At 71.9% G+C, this 16,490-nt stretch carries 17 protein-coding genes; 8 read left to right on the forward strand and 9 right to left on the reverse strand.

The genetic code is table 11. The features are described from left to right. Window positions 1–109: 109 nt before the first annotated feature. The gene (locus tag ACP7BP_RS03150; protein ID WP_426242403.1) at window positions 110–1,027 is read left to right on the forward strand and encodes an ABC transporter ATP-binding protein; all 918 of its coding nucleotides are present in this window, start codon (window positions 110–112) and stop codon (window positions 1,025–1,027) included. Continuing rightward, entirely contained in the window at window positions 1,024–1,926 is a 903-nt protein-coding gene (locus ACP7BP_RS03155) for an ABC transporter permease (protein WP_426242405.1), read from the forward strand. The genes ACP7BP_RS03150 and ACP7BP_RS03155 overlap by 4 nt, the downstream gene beginning before the upstream one ends. Window positions 1,927–1,938: 12 nt before the next feature. Here the strand turns inward: ACP7BP_RS03155 and ACP7BP_RS03160 are convergent, their stop codons facing one another. Next, a complete protein-coding gene (locus ACP7BP_RS03160) occupies window positions 1,939–2,517 on the reverse strand; it encodes a hypothetical protein (protein ID WP_426242407.1) in 579 nt (192 codons plus the stop codon). Window positions 2,518–2,697: 180 nt separating this feature from the next. On the opposite strand from ACP7BP_RS03160, the gene serC reads away from it, so the two are divergent. Next, window positions 2,698–3,828, forward strand: coding sequence for a phosphoserine transaminase (gene serC, locus ACP7BP_RS03165; RefSeq protein ID WP_426242409.1), 1,131 nt, complete (start codon window positions 2,698–2,700; stop codon window positions 3,826–3,828). Here serC and ACP7BP_RS03170 read toward each other — a convergent pair. The 7 genes from ACP7BP_RS03170 to ACP7BP_RS03200 form a co-directional block, all read right to left on the reverse strand. Then, window positions 3,798–4,292 carry an O-acetyl-ADP-ribose deacetylase gene (locus ACP7BP_RS03170; protein ID WP_426242411.1) on the reverse strand — a complete coding sequence of 165 codons (495 nt, stop codon included), beginning with the start codon at window positions 4,290–4,292 and terminating at the stop codon, window positions 3,798–3,800. The genes serC and ACP7BP_RS03170 overlap by 31 nt on opposite strands. Beyond that, window positions 4,289–5,287 (reverse strand): DNA topoisomerase IB, encoded by a 999-nt coding sequence (locus ACP7BP_RS03175; protein WP_426242413.1) that lies wholly within the window; start codon window positions 5,285–5,287, stop codon window positions 4,289–4,291. Before ACP7BP_RS03175 ends, ACP7BP_RS03170 begins: the two co-directional genes overlap by 4 nt. Window positions 5,288–5,323: 36 nt before the next feature. Further along, window positions 5,324–6,301, reverse strand: a complete 978-nt coding sequence (locus ACP7BP_RS03180; RefSeq protein ID WP_426242415.1) for a hypothetical protein — start codon at window positions 6,299–6,301, stop codon at window positions 5,324–5,326. Beyond that, complete coding sequence (locus ACP7BP_RS03185; protein ID WP_426242416.1) at window positions 6,294–7,505, reverse strand: class I SAM-dependent methyltransferase; 1,212 nt, start codon at window positions 7,503–7,505, stop codon at window positions 6,294–6,296. Before ACP7BP_RS03185 ends, ACP7BP_RS03180 begins: the two co-directional genes overlap by 8 nt. Before the next feature lie 191 nt (window positions 7,506–7,696). After that, window positions 7,697–8,191 carry a DUF1648 domain-containing protein gene (locus tag ACP7BP_RS03190; RefSeq protein WP_426242418.1) on the reverse strand — a complete coding sequence of 165 codons (495 nt, stop codon included), beginning with the start codon at window positions 8,189–8,191 and terminating at the stop codon, window positions 7,697–7,699. Next, entirely contained in the window at window positions 8,188–9,459 is a 1,272-nt protein-coding gene (locus ACP7BP_RS03195; RefSeq protein WP_426242420.1) for a hydroxyacid-oxoacid transhydrogenase, read from the reverse strand. Before ACP7BP_RS03195 ends, ACP7BP_RS03190 begins: the two co-directional genes overlap by 4 nt. A gap of 4 nt (window positions 9,460–9,463) precedes the next feature. Then, the gene (locus ACP7BP_RS03200) at window positions 9,464–10,378 is read right to left on the reverse strand and encodes an NUDIX hydrolase (protein WP_426242422.1); all 915 of its coding nucleotides are present in this window, start codon (window positions 10,376–10,378) and stop codon (window positions 9,464–9,466) included. 34 nt (window positions 10,379–10,412) lie between these two features. Between ACP7BP_RS03200 and ACP7BP_RS03205 the strand changes: the two genes are divergently transcribed. Further along, complete coding sequence (locus ACP7BP_RS03205) at window positions 10,413–11,495, forward strand: acyltransferase family protein (protein ID WP_426242424.1); 1,083 nt, start codon at window positions 10,413–10,415, stop codon at window positions 11,493–11,495. Here the strand turns inward: ACP7BP_RS03205 and ACP7BP_RS03210 are convergent. Then, window positions 11,404–12,645, reverse strand: a complete 1,242-nt coding sequence (locus ACP7BP_RS03210; protein WP_426242426.1) for a geranylgeranyl reductase family protein — start codon at window positions 12,643–12,645, stop codon at window positions 11,404–11,406. The genes ACP7BP_RS03205 and ACP7BP_RS03210 overlap by 92 nt on opposite strands. 313 nt (window positions 12,646–12,958) lie before the next feature. Here ACP7BP_RS03210 and ACP7BP_RS03215 point away from each other — a divergent pair, with 313 nt between their 5' ends. From ACP7BP_RS03215 to ACP7BP_RS03230, 4 genes are read left to right on the forward strand one after another with little or no spacing between them, the layout of a single operon-like run. Next, on the forward strand, window positions 12,959–13,906 hold the full coding sequence (locus tag ACP7BP_RS03215) for an ABC transporter ATP-binding protein (RefSeq protein WP_426242428.1): 948 nt from the start codon (window positions 12,959–12,961) through the stop codon (window positions 13,904–13,906). After that, a complete protein-coding gene (locus tag ACP7BP_RS03220; protein ID WP_426242429.1) occupies window positions 13,903–14,667 on the forward strand; it encodes an ABC transporter permease in 765 nt (254 codons plus the stop codon). Before ACP7BP_RS03215 ends, ACP7BP_RS03220 begins: the two co-directional genes overlap by 4 nt. A 37-nt stretch (window positions 14,668–14,704) precedes the next feature. Next, entirely contained in the window at window positions 14,705–15,850 is a 1,146-nt protein-coding gene (locus tag ACP7BP_RS03225) for a sensor histidine kinase (RefSeq protein ID WP_426242431.1), read from the forward strand. After that, window positions 15,847–16,452 (forward strand): response regulator, encoded by a 606-nt coding sequence (locus ACP7BP_RS03230; protein WP_426242433.1) that lies wholly within the window; start codon window positions 15,847–15,849, stop codon window positions 16,450–16,452. Before ACP7BP_RS03225 ends, ACP7BP_RS03230 begins: the two co-directional genes overlap by 4 nt. Window positions 16,453–16,490 lie beyond the last annotated feature (38 nt).

Consider the following 16,490-nt stretch of genomic DNA (forward strand, 5'->3'; position numbering starts at 1 on the left):
GGGGCCGGCGGCGTCAGCGCTGCCGCCGACACGGCGTACGCAGTCCTGCGTACGCGGGTGCCGCCTCCGGGCGGACGCGCCGCACCACGAGGGCGACGACGGTGGAGCCATGACCGATCTAGTGGTGGAGACAGACCGACTGACGAAGAAGTACGGCGACCGTCTGGCGGTCGACTCCGTCAGCATGACCGTGCGGTGCGGCGAGGTGTACGGCTTCCTCGGTCCCAATGGGGCCGGGAAGACGACCACGCTGCGGATGATGCTGGGGCTGATCCGACCGACGTCCGGCACAGCCAACATCCTGGGGCGGCCCGCGGGTGGGCCTGAGGTGACCAGCCGGGTCGGCGCGCTGATCGAAGGGCCCGGCTTCTTCCCCTACCTCTCCGGACGCGACAACCTCCGAGTGCTCGCTCGCTACGGCGGTCTCGCCGAGTCGGAGGTCGACGAGGCGTTGAGGCGCGTCGACCTGACCGACCGCGCAAACGACCGGTTCAAGCGCTACTCGCTCGGCATGAAGCAGCGACTGGGCGTCGCCGCGGCGCTGATGGGCGAGCCCGAGCTGATCGTGCTCGACGAGCCCACCAACGGCCTCGATCCCGCCGGCATGGCCGACATGCGGGCACTGGTGGTCGAGCTCGCGCGGGGCGGCCAGACGGTGCTGCTGTCCAGCCACCTGCTCGCCGAGGTCCAGGAGATCTGCGACCGGGTGGGCGTCATCAACGGCGGCAGGCTGCTGCGCGAGTCGACCGTGGCCGAGTTGCGGGGCGACACGACGCTGCGGATCCGCGCCACCCCGGACGACCGGGCGCTCGCGATCGCGATGCGCGTCGCCGGCGACGACGGCGTGCGAGTGACCGCTCAGGGGCTGATCCTCGACCTGCCCGCCAGCGCTGCACCCGACCTCACCCGCCAGCTGGTGGCCGCCGATGTGGACGTCCACGAGGTGGCACCCATGGAACGAACCCTGGAGGAGGTCTTCTTCGAGATGACCACCGCCGTCGTCGACGAGATGGAGACCGTGTCATGACTGCACCGATCACTGCACTGACCACTGGGCTGACCACTGGGCCCTGGTCGAACCTGGCCCGCAGCACCCAGGCCGAGCTGCTGCGGATGCGCAAGTGGCCTGCCGTCTGGGTCACCCTCGGGGCCTGGCTGGCCCTGGCGCTGATGTTCGGCTACCTGTTCAGCTACCTGTCCTACAAGACCGGCGACCTGACCTTCGCCGACGAGGGTTCCACGCGGGCGGCCCTGCTCGCCGGCCTGCTCCCCGGGGCGGTCCCCGACGTGCTCCTCCGGGGCATGCCGATGTTCGGTGGCGCCCTGATGATGGTGCTGGGTGCGATCGTCGCCGGCAACGGCTACGGCTGGGGTACCTGGAAGACCGTCTTCACCCAGGGCCCGTCACGCACCTCGTCGGTGCTCGGCTCCCTGGCTGCGATGAGCATCTTCATCGTGGGGACCGTGCTCGCGACGCTGGCGCTGTACGTCGGCGTATCGCTGCTCATCGCGACCACCGAGTCGCAGGCCGTCGTGTGGCCTGCCGCCTCCGAGCTGGCGCAGTCCGTCGGCGGCGGGCTGCTGGTGCTCGAGATGTGGGCGCTGGCCGGCTTCGCGCTCGGCACCCTCGCACGTGGACCGGCGCTCTCGGTCGGCCTGGGGCTGGTCTGGGCGCTGGTGCTCGAGAACCTGCTCCGTGGCGTCGGCGCCCTGCTGGGGCCGGTGGAGTCGTTCACGACCGTGCTCCCCGGCACCGCGGCCGGGTCGCTGGTCGGCGCCTTGATCGGGGGAGGCACCAGCTCGGCCGACACCCCCGGTGTGCTCGACGTCCTGTCCGGCACCCAGGCCACGATCACGGTGCTGGCGTACGTCGTGGTGCTGCCGCTTGTGGCGCTGGTCCTGGTGCGCCGTCGCGACGTGACCTGAGGTGCGTCGTGGTCAGCCCGGCGGCTGGGTGAGGTACCAGCTGGTCCGTGCCTTGCCGCCCTGCCTGCTCAGCGAGAAGTGCATGTGGTCGCGGTGCCGCAGGGTGTCCGAGCAGGTGCGCACCTTGCGGCACGACGAGCTCTTGTAGCGCTTGGGCTCGAAGGCGTCGTACGACGCGTACATCCGGTCGTTCCAGATGATGTACATGATGCCCATCTCCCGAGCCAGCGCGTGCGGGTTGCCCTCCGCGTCCGGTGCGAGCAGCGCACCGAGGATGGCGTCCGCCAGCGCCACGTCGGCGGGGTTGCTCGCGGAGAGCACCCAGTCGAAGGCCCGACCCTCCGAGTGCTCCGAGACGCCTCCGCTGCACGGTCGGCTGATCGCGCCCCAGCCACCGCCGTGCGCCGTCAGCCAGGTCGCGAGCGCGACCGCCCCCGGCTTGTCGTGGTGCGAGCAGTTGCGCTGCGGCTGGTAGCGCGCGTAGTCGTCGATGACCCCGGCATGGGCCGGCGTCGCGAGCCCGGAGAGCAGCGTCGTCACCAGAGCCGTGACGGCGATGCTCAGGGCGCGCGTGATCTTCCCCTGGTGCATGGTGGTCCTTCCTGCAGCCGCTTCCCAACGGCAGCCCAGAACCTACGAGCCCGTGGCGCTCCCCGCCCCCGGAACGGCGGAATTCGGACCGATCGGACCAGTCCACGCCCCGGGTGACACAATGGAGTCTGCTGACAGCGTCGTCAGATGACACCCGATCCCGACCTGCAAGGAATCCCGGTGACCGACGCCATCACGATCCCCGACAGCCTCAAGCCCTCCGACGGCCGCTTCGGCTCAGGGCCCTCCAAGATCCATCCCGCCCACCTCGACGCCCTCGCCGCGACCGGCACGTCCCTGATGGGCACGTCCCACCGTCAGGCCCCGGTCAAGGACACCGTCGGCCGCGTGCGCGAGGGCCTCGCCGCCCTCTTCAGCCTCCCCGAGGGCTACCAGATCGTGCTCGGCAACGGCGGCGCGACCGCCTTCTGGGACATCGCCGCGTTCGGACTCGTTCGCGAGAAGAGCCAGCACCTCGCCTTCGGTGAGTTCTCCACGAAGTTCGCCGGCTCGACCAAGGCGGCGCCGTGGCTCGCCGACCCGTCGGTCATCAAGGCCGACCCGGGCTCGCTGCCCGAGCCGGTCGCCGAGGACGGCGTCGACGCCTACGCCTGGGCGCACAACGAGACGTCCACCGGGGTGATGGCGCCGGTACGCCGTCCCGCCGGCATCGCCGACGACGCCCTCGTCCTGGTCGACGCCACGTCCGGCGCGGGTGGCCTCCCCGTCGACCTGAGCGAGGTCGACGCCTACTACTTCGCCCCGCAGAAGTCCTTCGCCTCCGACGGCGGCTTGTGGCTCGCCGCCATGTCGCCCCGGGCCCTGGCCCGGGTCGAGGAGATCGCCGCCACCGACCGCTACGTGCCGCCGTTCTTCGACCTGCCGACCGCGATCGACAACTCCGCGAAGAACCAGACCTACAACACCCCGTCGGTCGCCGCGCTCTTCCTGATGGCCGAGCAGCTCGACTGGATGAACGCCAACGGCGGCCTGAGCGGGATGGTCGAGCGCACCACCGCCTCGTCCGACGCGCTCTACGGCTGGGCGGAGAAGCAGCCCTTCACCACGCCGTACGTCGCGGAGCCGGCCCATCGCTCCCTGGTCGTCGGCACCATCGACTTCGACGACGCCATCCCGGCGGACGCGGTCGCCAAGACGCTGCGCGCCAATGGCATCGTCGACACCGAGCCCTACCGCAAGCTCGGCCGCAACCAGCTCCGCATCGCGATGTACCCGGCCGTCGACCCGGCCGACGTGCAGGCTCTCACCGCCTGCATCGACTACGTGGTGGAGCGCACCAGCAGCTCGTAGGCCTCGGCACCGAAGGCGACCATCCGGGCCATCTCCACATCAGTGGGGGTGGCCCGGAGCGTCTCCACCGCGGCGTCGACGGCGTCGTCGAGCGGCCAGCCGTAGATGCCCGCGCTGACCAGCGGGAAGGCGACGGTGCGGGCCCCGAGCTCGTCGGCGACGGCGAGCGCGCCGGAGTAGCAGCTCGTCAGCAGCCCCCGGTCGGTCTGGCCTGCCCGTCGGTTCGGACCGACCACGTGGATGACCCAGCGGGCGGGCAGGTCCCCGGCGGTGGTCCACCCCGCGCGGCCGGTGGGGAGCCCGTCGGGGAATCGCCGCACGCAGTCCTCCAGCACGGCCGGGCCTCCGGCAGCGTGGATCGCTCCGTCGACCCCGCCGCCACCTCGCATCCGTGAGCTCGCGGCGTTGACCAGCGCGTCGACGTGCTGCTCGGTGATGTCGCCCTGCACGACCTCGATCCTCATCGCAGCAGGCGCAGCACAGCGCGCTCCAGGGCCGCCTGCCGCTCGTCCGGGCTGTCGAAGGTGCGCCGGGTGGTGCCGGAGAGGGTCCGTCCCTGCTCGTAGGCGTCGATCACGCGCGGGTCGACGTACGCCGACCGCGCCAGGGCGGGCGTGTTGCCGAGGAAGGACGCCACCTCCTTCATCGCCCCCGCGACGGCCCGCTTCCGCGACGCCTCGCTATCACCGAGCTCGGGGGTCTCGGCCAGCGCGGCGGCGGCCAGCACGGTGGCGTGCCAGGTCCGGAAGTCCTTCGCCGTGACCTCGAGTCCGGTGCTCGCCCGGACGTAGGCGTTGACCAGCTCCGGCAGCAGGGAGCGCCACGACCGGCCGTCCTTGTAGGACAGCAGCCTCGGGTCCTCACCACGGCGACGGCGCATCACCTCGATGGTCTCGATCACGACCCGGTCGTCGATCTCGATCTCGTGGTCGACCCCGGACTTGCCCATGAAGGCGAAGACGAGCCGGTCCTGGCGGCGGCGGACGTGGCGGCGCTCAAGGGTGGTCAGGCCGAAGCTGCCGTGGGAGTCGGCGTACACGTCGTTGCCGATGCGGAAGTAGCCCAGGTCGAGCAGTCGTACGGCGGCGGCGCACGCACGCTCCAGCGGCATGCCCTCGCGGCCCAGGTCGGCGACGACGAGCTCGCGGGCCCTGGCGAGGGCCTTGCCGAAGAGCTGCATCCGCTCGAACTTCTCGGCGTCGCGCCGCGCCCGCCACTGCGGGTGGTAGAGGTACTGCCGTCGTCCGGCGTCGTCGGTGCCGACCGCCTGGAGGTGGCCGTTCTCGTACGGCGTGATCCACACGTCCTGCCACGCCGGCGGGATCACCAGGTCCTTGGCCCGCTGCGCGTCGTCGGCGCCCAGCCGCTTGCCGTGCTCGTCGACGTAGGCGAATCCCCGGCCCGCGCGGCGCCGGGTCCAGCCCGGCTGGTCGGGCGACGTCCTACGCAGCCGAGTCATGAGGTCAGGATATTGGGCCGACCAGCTGGGTCCCGATCAGCGCGGCCGTCGCGAAGCGCGAACGCCTGCGAAGACGACCAGCCCGAAGAGCACGAACCCCGTCACCCAGGGCAGCACCGGCCGACCCTCGGCCGCCGGGGCCGTGGCGTCGGCCTCGGACGCGTCGCTGGGCGACGCGCTCGGACTGGCCGCAGGAGCCGCCATCGCGCGACGTACGTCGTCCGGCAGGGTCACCTTCAGCACCGGCGCGCGCTGGCCCTCCGAGCTGACGAAGACCTCGCCGTCGGGTGACACCGCGATGCCCTCACCCTGCTGTTGCCGCGGCAGCTCGAACGAGCCGACGGACTCCAGCGATGGCCAGCTGTAGACCAGCGCCTGCGTGTAGGTGCGCACGATCAGGTGGCGGCCGTCGGGGAAGAACGCGGCGTCGGTGACGATGCCGGTGACATCGCCGACGGCGGCCAGCCGGTTCGGCCCGTCGGCTGTCAGCTCGCGCGGGGCGGCGTACAGCTGACCGCCGAACACGGCCTTGCTGATCACGAACAGCTGGCCGGTGCGCGGGTGGGTGACCAGAGCCTCGGCGTCGCGGGCTCCGTCGGGGTAGCGAAGCTCGTAGCCCTCGCCGGGCGACCCGTCCAGCGGCACGCGCCGCACCGAGACGCTGCTCCGGGAGTTGGTGTTGTCGCCGATGTCGCCGACCCACACGGCGTCCCGGCCGGCAGGGGCCACCGCCTCGACGTCGTCGGCCTCCCCCGGCCAGGTGACCTCGTCGGTGGTGTCGCCCGTGGCCGGGTCGACGACGAAGACCCGCGCGGAGTCGCCGCTGTCGTTGACGGTGACGAACCTGTCCCCCACCAGCGCCAGCCCGCTCGACTCCACGATGTCGGGGTCGGTGAAGTGGAAGACCACGTCTCTCTCGTCGGCCTCCGGGGGCCCGCCCGTGGTCGCGAAGCCGAGTACGAAGGGGATGGCGACGGCGAGTGCCGCCGCCCCGCGCTGGAGCGCGTCAGGCACGCGCATCGAGGAGTACGGCGAGCCGCGGGTCCAGTCCCCACGTGGCCACCAGGTCGTCGTACTCGTCGCGGACGCCGCCGCCCTTGACCGGGGAGCCCGCCCGCACCGCGCGGAGCATCGTGTTGCGCGGCGTGTGCTTGCTCTCGACGAACTGCATGACGTCCACCCGGTAGCCCTGGATGCGCATCAACGAGGCCCGGATCCCGTCGGTGAGGGTGTCGGCCAGCCGCTCGCGGAGGATGCCGTGGCGGGTCAGGGCGGCGTACGGCGCCGGCGTGGGCGTGCGGCGCAGCTGCGCCGCGACGTCGTGGTGGCAGCACGGTGCGGCGAGGACCAGCGAGGCCTGCCACTCCACGGCTCGTGCCAGGGCCTCGTCGGTGGCGGTGTCGCAGGCGTGCAGGGCGAGCACCACCTCGGGAGCCGGATCGAGCTCCGCGCCGAGGATGCTGCCCACGACGAAGTCGGCGTCGACGCCGAGACCCTCCGCGAGCTCCGCGTTGTGGTCGCGCGACTGCTCGCGGACGTCGACGCCGGTCAGCCGCACCGGCAGCCCGCGCACGTCGGCGAGGTAGCGCTGGGCGGCGAAGGTGAGGTAGGCGTTACCGCAGCCGAGGTCGGCGATGCGCAGGGGGTCCTCCGCCGTCGGGCGTCGGAGGTGCCCCTTGGCGAGCGCGTCGGTGATCGAGGTGTCGAGCAGGCGGAGGAACTCCTCGACCTGGCGGTACTTCGCCTGCCGACTGGGCTTCATCCGCCCCGATGCGTCGGAGAGCCCGAGCGCCACGAAGACGGGGTCGTCCTCGGCCAGGAGCCGGTCCTTGTCGCGGTCGTGGTCGCGTTCTGGTGCGACCGCTTCCACCCGGTCGGTGGTGTGCACCACGGCCTCGAGCCGCTTGGTCACCCGCACCTGGTGCTGCTGGGTCGTGGTCTCGACGTGCCAGTTGGCGAAGGGCTCGTCGAGGAGGTCGTCGACCGCGTCGCGGGCGGCGTCCCCCGCCGGGTGGTTGGCGGTGTGCGCCTGGGTGTCGTCGTAGGAGGTGACCTGGAGGTGCCGGCCCCCCTTGAGGTCGACGTAGCGGAACTCCACCCGCCGCCAGCGCGGTGTGGTGCCCTTCTGCCGACCCGAGGCGACCGCCTTGACGAGGACGTCGGGGTCGAGGATGTGGCTGCGCATCCGGGCGAGCACGCGCAGCAGCGGCTCGCTCATCGGTTCAGCACCGCCGTGACCACGACGACGACCAGCAGACTGACCAGCGCCAGCGGGATGAGGAGGCGGCGATGGCGGGGGTTCACCCGACGATTCTAGGGCCGTGGGTGGTCTCCTCGGGATTCCACCACTGCCGGAGGCGTCGCCGACGCCCGCGCGACGAAGCGCCGCGAGAACCTGCACTCACGGGCTCACTCACCGGGCAGCCGCTTGTAGAAGCGCATCCTCAGCACCGTCGCCACGACGAAGCCCACGACGAACAGCGCCAGGAGCAGCAGTCCCCAGGGCCACAACGACGGGGTCGGGTCCTCGGCCACCACCATCGTCAGGACCGAGACGGCGGCGAGCAGCAGCATCACCAGGGCGCCGAGGTGGTACATGTCGTCCTGGAGCCGTCGTCGCGCCACCCGCTGGTTCTCGGGGCGCTCCCAGAAGTCCTGGTCCGGCAGGGTCACCATGCTGAAGGGCAACCGCCAGGCCGACATCGCGAGGGCGAAGAACAGCACGCCCACGCCGATGCCCACCGCACCCATCTCGAGCACGGCACGAGTCGGCGTACCCCAGCGGTCGGGCGTGCCGTCTGCGCCGAAGTGCAGCGGCACCAGGTCGGGCAGCACGAACCACTCGACCACCAGACAGGCTGCCCAGATCGTGACGGCGAGCCAGTAGAAGCGCCGACCCGTCACCAGTTCTCCATGGAGCCTCGGAAGATGCCGGCCAGGTCGTCGGCGCCGGCCTCGCGGGGTGCGGTGGCCAGCAGCCTCGTCTGCTGCAAGGTGCCGTCGACCAGGTCGTCGACGTCGGCCTCCCCGTACCCGACCTCCGCCAGGCCACTGGGGAAGCCGATGTCGCGCATCAGCGTCCGGAGCACGTCGGGAAGAGTGCCGCCGTCACCGGTGGTGACCGTGGGATCGAGCAGCGCGGCGGCGCGCAGGTGACGGTCGGGCGCGGCCTCGAACGTGAACCCGAACGCTGCCGGCGCGGTCAGCGACACGGCCATGCCGTGCGGCACGAGCGGCTCGGCGTCGGGGTACCCCTCGGGGCGGAAGTCGCGGACCCGCCCGGCGATCGGGTAGGCGTTGGCGTGCGGGAGGTGCACGCCGGCGTTGCCGAAGCCGAGCCCGGCGAAGGTCGCCGCCATCGCCATCTGCTCCCTCGCCGGCCGGCCGGAGTCCTGGGCACCGTCGCGTACGGCGATGCGCAACGCCCCGGACAGCATGGCCAGCGCCTTCTCCGACCACAGGTCCGCGATCGGGTTCGCCCCGCAGTAGGGCACCCGCTGCTCCGGTGACTTCGCGTCGAAGTCGGAGTACCAGCGCGCGGTGTAGCTCTCCAGGGCGTGGCAGAGGACGTCCATCCCCGCGGCGGCGGTCACCATGGCCGGCTGGGTCGTGGTGAGGTCGGGGTCGACGACCGCCAGGGTCGGGCGCAGCCGCGTGTGGCTGATCCCGGTCTTCACCCTCAGCGAGAGCACGTCGAGCACGCAGATCGCGGTCGCCTCGCTCCCGGTGCCCGTCGTGGTCGGCACCGCAACCAGCGGCAGCAGCGGTCTCGTCGGCACCCGGCCCTCGCCCACTGGCGCGTTGAGGTACTCCGACAGCTCACCGTCGTTGGTGGTGAGCAGGTTGACCGCCTTCGCGGTGTCGATGCTGCTGCCGCCGCCGACGGCCACGATCGCGTCGAACGGGCCGGTGTCGCGAGCCGCGGCCACCGCCTCCTCGATCGAGGCGTCCGTCGGCTCCACGTGCACCCGGTCGTACGTCGTCACCTCAAGCCCGGCGGCTGACAGCTGCTCCGCGATGCGCGCCGGGTGCCCGGTCGCCGCGACCCCGGCATCGGTCACCAACAGCACCCGGCGGACGGCGTACTGGCTGAGGTCGAAGGCGATCTCGGCGGAGGCCCCCGAGCCGAACTTCAGCGCCGGTGCGGCATAGGTGAAGACCGTCTCCCTCATGCGCTCAGTATGCCGACTCCGGGTCCCCGCCCAGTCGCAGCGCGTGCTGCACCACGTCGAGCACCGGCACCACCCCCGACTCGATGTCCGCGAGCGGCACCCACGCGACCGCATCGGTCGTGCCGCCCACCTCGACGACGTGCGGCTCCACGCCGTCGGCCACGCTGGCCTCGAAGATGAGGTGCACGCCGTGGTAGTCCTCGAAGCGGCCCGACGGCGCGACTCCGGAGAAGTGCAGGTCGTGCACGTCGAGCAGCTCTCCCACCTCGCACGCCACCCCGCACTCCTCCTGCACCTCGCGCGCCAGGGCCGCGATCGGGCGCTCACCGTGGTCGATGCCACCCCCCGGCAGAGCCCAGCGGCCGGGAAACGCTGCGCGGTCCGAGAGCCGGGTCAGCAGCACCTCGTCGTCGGTCGAGCGGGCCGAGACCCGGCGGATGAGCGCGTACGCCGCGACCCGTTGCAGCTGGAACGGCTGGTGGTCGGCCAGCGCCTCGAGCACCATCGGCACGACCGGCACGGCTCCCGACATCACGTCGGCCAGCGGCAGCCAGGCCGCCTCCACCGTCGACCCGTCCACCTCGACCACGCGCGGCTCGGGTGCGTCGGGGGCGACCCACCCGTCGTAGACGATCCGGATCGCCTGGGCGTTGACCAGCCGGCCCTGGCGGCGTACTCCCTGCAGGTGCGCGGAGTAGACGTGCGAGGTGCCACTCACCTCCGCGTCGAGGCCGGTCTCCTCGTGGATCTCGCGCAGCACCGCCGCCCGGGGGTCCTCGCCGTGCTCGAGGCCACCGCCCGGCAACGTCCACAGCTCGTCGGGTGTGACGCGAGCCGCCAGCCGGCTCAGCAGGATGTCGTCACCCCGCAGGATCACGGCGTACGCCGCGACCCGTTGCACCTGCGGAAGATCCTCCATGTCGACGACCTTATGCCGTGACTACGCTGACCGGGTGGCAGCCGGCGACGGGCGTGACCCTTGGCTCGACAACGTGAAGATGGTGCTGGTCACCATCGTGGTGGTCGGGCACGCCGTCGTTCTGCTGCCGTCCAGCGACCTGGGTTCGCAGGCCTACGACTTCATCTACTACTTCCACATCCCGGCCTTCGTGCTCGTCACCGGCTACCTCTCGCGCTCGTTCCGCTGGAACCGGCGGTACCTCTTCAGCGCCGCCACCACGCTGCTCATCCCGTACGTCGTCTACGAGTGGGCGATGGTGAACTTCCGCGTCCACGTCACCCACGAGGTCGACAGCCTCGACCGGATGTGGCTCAACCCGCACTGGCCGATGTGGTACCTCATCGTGCTGCTGATGTGGCGCCTGCTGACGCCGATCCTCAAGCTGCACTGGGTGTTCGTGCCGATCGCGGTGGGCGTCAGCCTGCTCGCCGGGCTGCGCGACACCGAGCTGTTCGACATCAACCGGATGCTGGGCCTGCTGCCGTTCTTCGTGCTGGGCCTGCACCTGCCGAAGGCGGCCCTGAGCGCCGCGAAGGCGAGATGGACCGGTCTCCTCGGTGTCGTCGTGCTCCTGCTCATCTGGCAGCTCGCCGCCCAGACCGACGACCACTGGGGCACCCAGTGGCTCTACTACCGCGCGTCGTACGACGATCTCGGCGCCACCGCCGGCGACGGCATGTGGATCCGGCTGCGCCTGATGCTGATCGCCGTGGCCGGCGTCCTCGCCGTGCTGTCACTGGTCCCGCGCCGGCGCTCGTTCCTCTCCGCGATGGGCGCCTGGACGATGGTCGTCTACCTGCTGCACGGGTTCGTCATCAGGTACGTCGAGGCGCAGGACTACCAGGACTGGCTGCCCGCCCACGAGTGGGCGAGCCTGCTCGTCACGGTCGCGCTCGCCGTGCTCCTGGCGATGCTGCTGGCCTCGCCGCTGCTGGCGCGCCGCCTCAACTTCCTCGTCGACCCGGTCAACGCCGTCCTCGCGCTCAGGCGAACGGCGGACGAGCGTCGCGCGCCAGCGAGCGACGCCCCGCCCAGCGCCACACCCGCGCCGCCCGGTCGCGATCCTCGTCGGTGACGAGGTTGCCCATCCAGCGCAGAGCGAGTGTCATCAGCCAGTCGGAGCGCATCCCGGCGGGACCGAGCGCGGGCAGCAGTCTCGGCACGGTGACGAGGCCGGCGAGGCGCCGGGCGATGGAGAACGACTCGCCGTAGTGCTCGCGCAGCAGGACCGGCCACACGTCGCCGAGCTCGTCGCCTGCCGCCAGCACCTCGGCCACCAGCCTCCCGCCCTCGAGGCCGTAGTCGATGCCCTCGCCGTTGAGCGGGTTGACGCAGCCGGCCGCATCGCCGACCAGCGCCCAGTTGCGGCCCGCCACGTGGGACACCGCGCCACCCATCGGCAACAGGGCCGAGGTCGGCATCCGCAGGTCGCCGGTCAGCTCGAACTCGTCGCGGCGCTCGTCGGCGTAGAACGACATCAGCGGCTTGATCGCGATGTTGGCCGGGCGCTTGGCGGTGGCCAGCGTGCCGACGCCGAGATTCACCTCGCCACTGCCGAGAGGGAAGATCCAGCCGTAGCCGGAGAGGATCTCGCCGTCCTCGCCGCGCAGCTCGAGGTGGGAGCTGATCCACGGGTCGTCCGCCATCGCGGAGTCGACGTAGGCGCGGCCGGCGACGCCGTACACCGTGTCGCGGTGCCACTCGCGCCCCAGCAGCTTGCCCAGCGGGGAGCGCACGCCGTCGGCCACGACGAGTCGCCGGCACTGCACCTCGACGACCTGGCCGTCACGCTCGATCTCGACGGACCGCACCCGCTCGCCGTCCATGTGTACGCCGACCGCTCGGGCGCCGTCGACGGCCGCGGCGCCGGACTTGATGGCGGTGGTGCGCAGGTGGTCGTCGAGCTCCGTGCGGGCGACGGCGGAGCCCCAGTCGGGCAGTGAGCCACCCGGCCACGGCAGGAGCAGGGTCTGGCCGAAGCCGTGGGCGCGCAGGCCCTGGTTGACGGTGTGCGCACGCAGCCAGTCGCCGAGGCCCAGGCGCTCCAGCTCCCCGATGGCGCGCGGGGTGAGCCCGTCGCCGCAGGTCTTGTCCCGAGGGAAGACCGCGGCGTCGACCAGCAGGGTGTCGAGACCCGCGCGAGCCGACCACGCCGCCGCGGCGGAGCCCGCCGGACCGGCACCGACGACGAGCACGTCGGTGCTGAGCGGCAGGTTCGCGGTCACCCGCCGATTCTCTCAGCCGCGCCCCGACGCACCCAATCCAGCCCGCCCCCACTGCCGCCGGTTGAGGTGAGAAGCCGCCCCGCCACCGCCGCTGGTTGAGGTGCGAAGGCGCCCCGGCGCCGCCGCCGCTGGTTGAGGTGCGAAGGCGCCCTGGCGCCTGAGCCTCGAAACCAAGGCGGTGAAGTCCTTGGTTTCGAGGCTCGCTGCGCTCGCACCTCAACCAGCTGACCCCACCCGCGGCATGACACATGTCAGCACGACCGATGACAGCGCGCACTACTGCGGGCGTCCCGTGACCGGTTGGCTGGTGAGCATGAACCACGCAATCGACGTACACGAGCTGCGCCGGGTCTACGGAAGCGGCGCCCAGGCCTTCGAGGCCGTGCGCGGGGTCGACCTCCAGGTCGAGCCCGGCACCGTCCACGCCCTCCTGGGAGTCAACGGCGCCGGCAAGACCTCGGTACTAGAGGTCGTCGAGGGTCTCGCCAGTGCGTCCGGCGGCACAGTGCGCGTGCTCGGCCTCGACCCGGTCGCAGACCGTCGCGAGGTACGCCGTCGCGTGGGCGTCCTGCTCCAGCGCAGCGGCTTCCCGGGCGACCTCACCGTGCGGGAGACCCTGCGGATGTGGGCCGCCACGGTGACCGGCCCGCGACCTGTCGGGGAGTCGCTCAAGCTGCTCGACCTGGCAGGGCGTGCCGACGTACGCATGCGGGCCCTGTCGGGTGGGGAGCAGCGTCGCGTCGACCTCGCCTGCACGCTCACCGGTCGACCGGAGGTGCTCATGCTCGACGAGCCGACCACCGGCCTCGACCCCGAGAGCCGGCACCGTGTCTGGGAGCTGATCGAGTCGCTGCGCGACGACGGCGTGGCCGTGCTGCTCACGACCCACTACCTCGACGAGGCCGAGGCGCTCGCCGACCGGATCTCGATCATGCGCGCCGGCCGAATCGTGATGTCCGGCACGCGTGAGGAGATCGTGGCTGGGCAGCCCTCCGTCATCTCCTTCCGCACGCCGCCGTACGACCTGCCTCCGCTCGCCTCGGCCACGGTCCAGCAGGACGCCACTCGCACGACGGTGCAGGCCGACGACCTTCAGCAGACCCTCACCACCCTGCTCGGCTGGGCTCTTGAGCACGACGTCCGGCTCGCAGACCTCTCTGCCCGCACCGCCTCGCTCGAGTCGATCTTCCTGGGCATCGCCCAAGGATCCGGGCAACGCGCGACGGACGACACCCACGTCACCGAGGAGGTGGCCCGATGACTGCCCGAGTGCTGCTGGGTCTCGCCCAGTCCAACGCCCTGCTCATGGGCCGCAACATGCTCACCGTCGTCTACGCGGTGGTCGTGCCGCTGGCGCCGTTGGCCCTGCTGGTCGCCATCGGGGAGCGGACCGGTGAGGCCGGCGCCATCCCGGTCAGCCTGTGCCTGCTCATGGCTCTGCTCTTCCCGGTCTACTACAACCTGCTCTCGATGTTCGTGACCCGCCGCGACGAGCTCGTCCTCAAGCGACTGCGCTCGGGCGAGGCGACCGACGCCGAGATCGTCGTCTCGATGGCACTGCCGGGGGTGGCGCTCGTGTTCGTCGTGGCCGCCGTTGCGGCCGTCCTGGCCGGCGTACTCGGCTTCGGCCTGCCCGGCAACCCCATCCTCCTGGTCGTCGGGCTCGCGATCAGCTGCGGCGCCTTCGCCGCGCTGGCCCTCTGGACCGCCGCGTGGACGAGGAACGCGGAGGCGGCCCAGCTCACCAGCGCCCCCGTCCTGTTGCTCGCGATGGCCGGCACCGCCCGGGCGGCGTTCCCCGAAGATGCCCAGCCCTGGCTCGACCTCCTGCCCGGGGCCGCCCTCGAGGATCTCGTCCGGGTCGCCTGGTTCGGCCTCGAGCCCGGCATCTCCGGCACTGAGACGATCGCCTGGTCGGCCACCTGGGCGGAGGCCCTTCCGGCGCTGGGCTGTCTCGTCGGCTGGACCGTCGTCGGCGTCCTGCTCGCCGGCCGGGCCATGCGCTGGGAGCCACGTGACTGACGCGGTCCTCCCCGCACGGCCTGTCAGGATGGGCGTCGTGAGGACCGCAGGCTGGTGGGCGCGCCGTACCCAGGTCGAACGCGTCGTCGTCTACACCCTGGGTTCCGTCTACGTCCTCTACTGGTTCCTCCTGGCCCTGGCCGGGCTCGGCGCCGTCTCGGCGATGCGGTCGCCGCTGGCGGTGACGCTCGGGTCGGCGGGCACGCTGGCCCTGGGAGTGGCAGGCACGCTCGTGCTCCGCAGCTCGACCCGCCTGCACCCGCACACCGCGCCACTGCCGTGGCGCCCGATGTCACTGCTGCTGGCCCTGGTGCTCGTCGCGACGGGACTGAGCCTCCTGCTCCCCCAGGACCCACGGACCGGCTTCTCGCTCGTCATCGTGGCCGCGCTCGCGTGGGGGGCCGGCGGACTGCTCGATACCCGCATCCGCACCGGAGTCCTGCTCGCGTGCGCCGCCATCGCCGGCCTGCTCAGCGGCAGCATCGGCTTCGCGCTCTACGGCCTCGCCGCCTCCGCCTTCTTGGTGTTCACGGTCCAGAGCTCGCTGTGGCTGATGGGCGTGGTCACCTCTCTCGAGCGTGCCCGCGACAACGAGGCTGAGCTCGCCGTCGCCCGCGAACGGCTCCGCTTCTCCCAGGACGTCCACGACGTGATGGGGCGACGACTGTCGACGATCGCCGTCCAGGCCGAGCTCGCGGCCGCCCTCGCGGCCCGCGGCGACAGCAGGGCCACCGACCAGGTCCTCGAGATCCGCTCCACCGCCCACGAGGCGCTGCGCGAGGCCCGCGAGCTCGCCCGGGGCTACCGGCCGCTGCACCTGCCGACCGAGGTCGAGGGCGCGGTGTCCCTCCTGGGCTCCGCCGGCATCGCCGCCGAGGCCGAGCTGGACGGCGTACCTGCAGACCGCCACGAGCCGGTGGCCCGGGTGATCCGCGAGGCCGTCACGAACGTGCTCCGCCACTCGCGGGCCAGCCGCGTCGAGATGACGTACGCCGACCAGGAGCTGGTCGTCGCCAACGACGGTGTGATGCCTGAGCGGCCCAGCGGCGGTGACGGCAGTGGCCTCGCCACCCTGGCCGACCACCTGGCCCAGCACGGTGCCCGCGTCACCTCCGGAGCCGACGGCGACCGCTTCGTCGTCCGCGTCTCCTTCGCACCGGCCGCCAGCGAGGTCGAGGCATGATCCGCGTCCTGCTCGCCGACGACGAGCACCTCATCCGGGTGGCGCTCGCCCAGATGCTCGATCTCGAGGAGGACATCACGGTCGTCGGCCAGGCGTCCACGGGACCGGAAGCCGTCGCGCAGGCCAGGATGCTGGGTCTCGACGTCGCGGTGCTCGACCTGCAGATGCCGGACCTGGACGGCATCGCCGTCGCCGCGCGGATCGCCGACCTGCTCCCGGGCTGCGGCTGTCTCGTCGTCACCAGCCACGGCCGCCCCGGTCTCCTCAAGCGCGCCCTCTCGACCGGAGTCCGAGGCTTCCTGCCCAAGACCACCTCGGCGCAGACCCTGGCCGCCGCGGTTCGCGAGGTCGCCGCCGGCGGCCGCTACGTCGACCCCGGTCTGGCAGCCGAGGCGATGGCCCTGGGCGACTCGCCGCTCACCCCCAGCGAGACCGCCGTACTCGAGGCCGCCGCGGACGGTGCGCCCGTGGAGGAGATCGCCCGCCGGACCCACCTGGCCGGCGGCACCGTGCGCAACTACCTCTCCAGTGCGGCCACCAAGCTCTCCGCCGCCAACCGCCACGAGGCCGTCAACACCGCTCGACGGATGGGCTGGATCTGAGGCACGTGCCAAGACTGCCCCACATGACACCGACCCCG

Origin of the sequence: Nocardioides sp. LHG3406-4, from assembly GCF_049897745.1 — a bacterium.
In the GTDB taxonomy this organism is placed as follows: Bacteria; Actinomycetota; Actinomycetes; order Propionibacteriales; family Nocardioidaceae; genus Nocardioides.

Bases quoted from the DNA above. Each gene is read 5' to 3' on its own strand.
- ACP7BP_RS03150 (WP_426242403.1), top strand. From the start codon at position 110: ATGACCGATCTAGTGGTGGAGACAGACCGACTGACGAAGAAGTACGGC.
- ACP7BP_RS03155 (WP_426242405.1), top strand. From the start codon at position 1,024: ATGACTGCACCGATCACTGCACTGACCACTGGGCTGACCACTGGGCCC.
- ACP7BP_RS03160 (WP_426242407.1), bottom strand. From the start codon at position 2,517: ATGCACCAGGGGAAGATCACGCGCGCCCTGAGCATCGCCGTCACGGCT.
- ACP7BP_RS03170 (WP_426242411.1), bottom strand. From the start codon at position 4,292: ATGAGGATCGAGGTCGTGCAGGGCGACATCACCGAGCAGCACGTCGAC.
- ACP7BP_RS03175 (WP_426242413.1), bottom strand. From the start codon at position 5,287: ATGACTCGGCTGCGTAGGACGTCGCCCGACCAGCCGGGCTGGACCCGG.
- ACP7BP_RS03185 (WP_426242416.1), bottom strand. From the start codon at position 7,505: ATGAGCGAGCCGCTGCTGCGCGTGCTCGCCCGGATGCGCAGCCACATC.
- ACP7BP_RS03195 (WP_426242420.1), bottom strand. From the start codon at position 9,459: ATGAGGGAGACGGTCTTCACCTATGCCGCACCGGCGCTGAAGTTCGGC.
- ACP7BP_RS03200 (WP_426242422.1), bottom strand. From the start codon at position 10,378: ATGGAGGATCTTCCGCAGGTGCAACGGGTCGCGGCGTACGCCGTGATC.
- ACP7BP_RS03215 (WP_426242428.1), top strand. From the start codon at position 12,959: ATGAACCACGCAATCGACGTACACGAGCTGCGCCGGGTCTACGGAAGC.
- ACP7BP_RS03220 (WP_426242429.1), top strand. From the start codon at position 13,903: ATGACTGCCCGAGTGCTGCTGGGTCTCGCCCAGTCCAACGCCCTGCTC.
- ACP7BP_RS03230 (WP_426242433.1), top strand. From the start codon at position 15,847: ATGATCCGCGTCCTGCTCGCCGACGACGAGCACCTCATCCGGGTGGCG.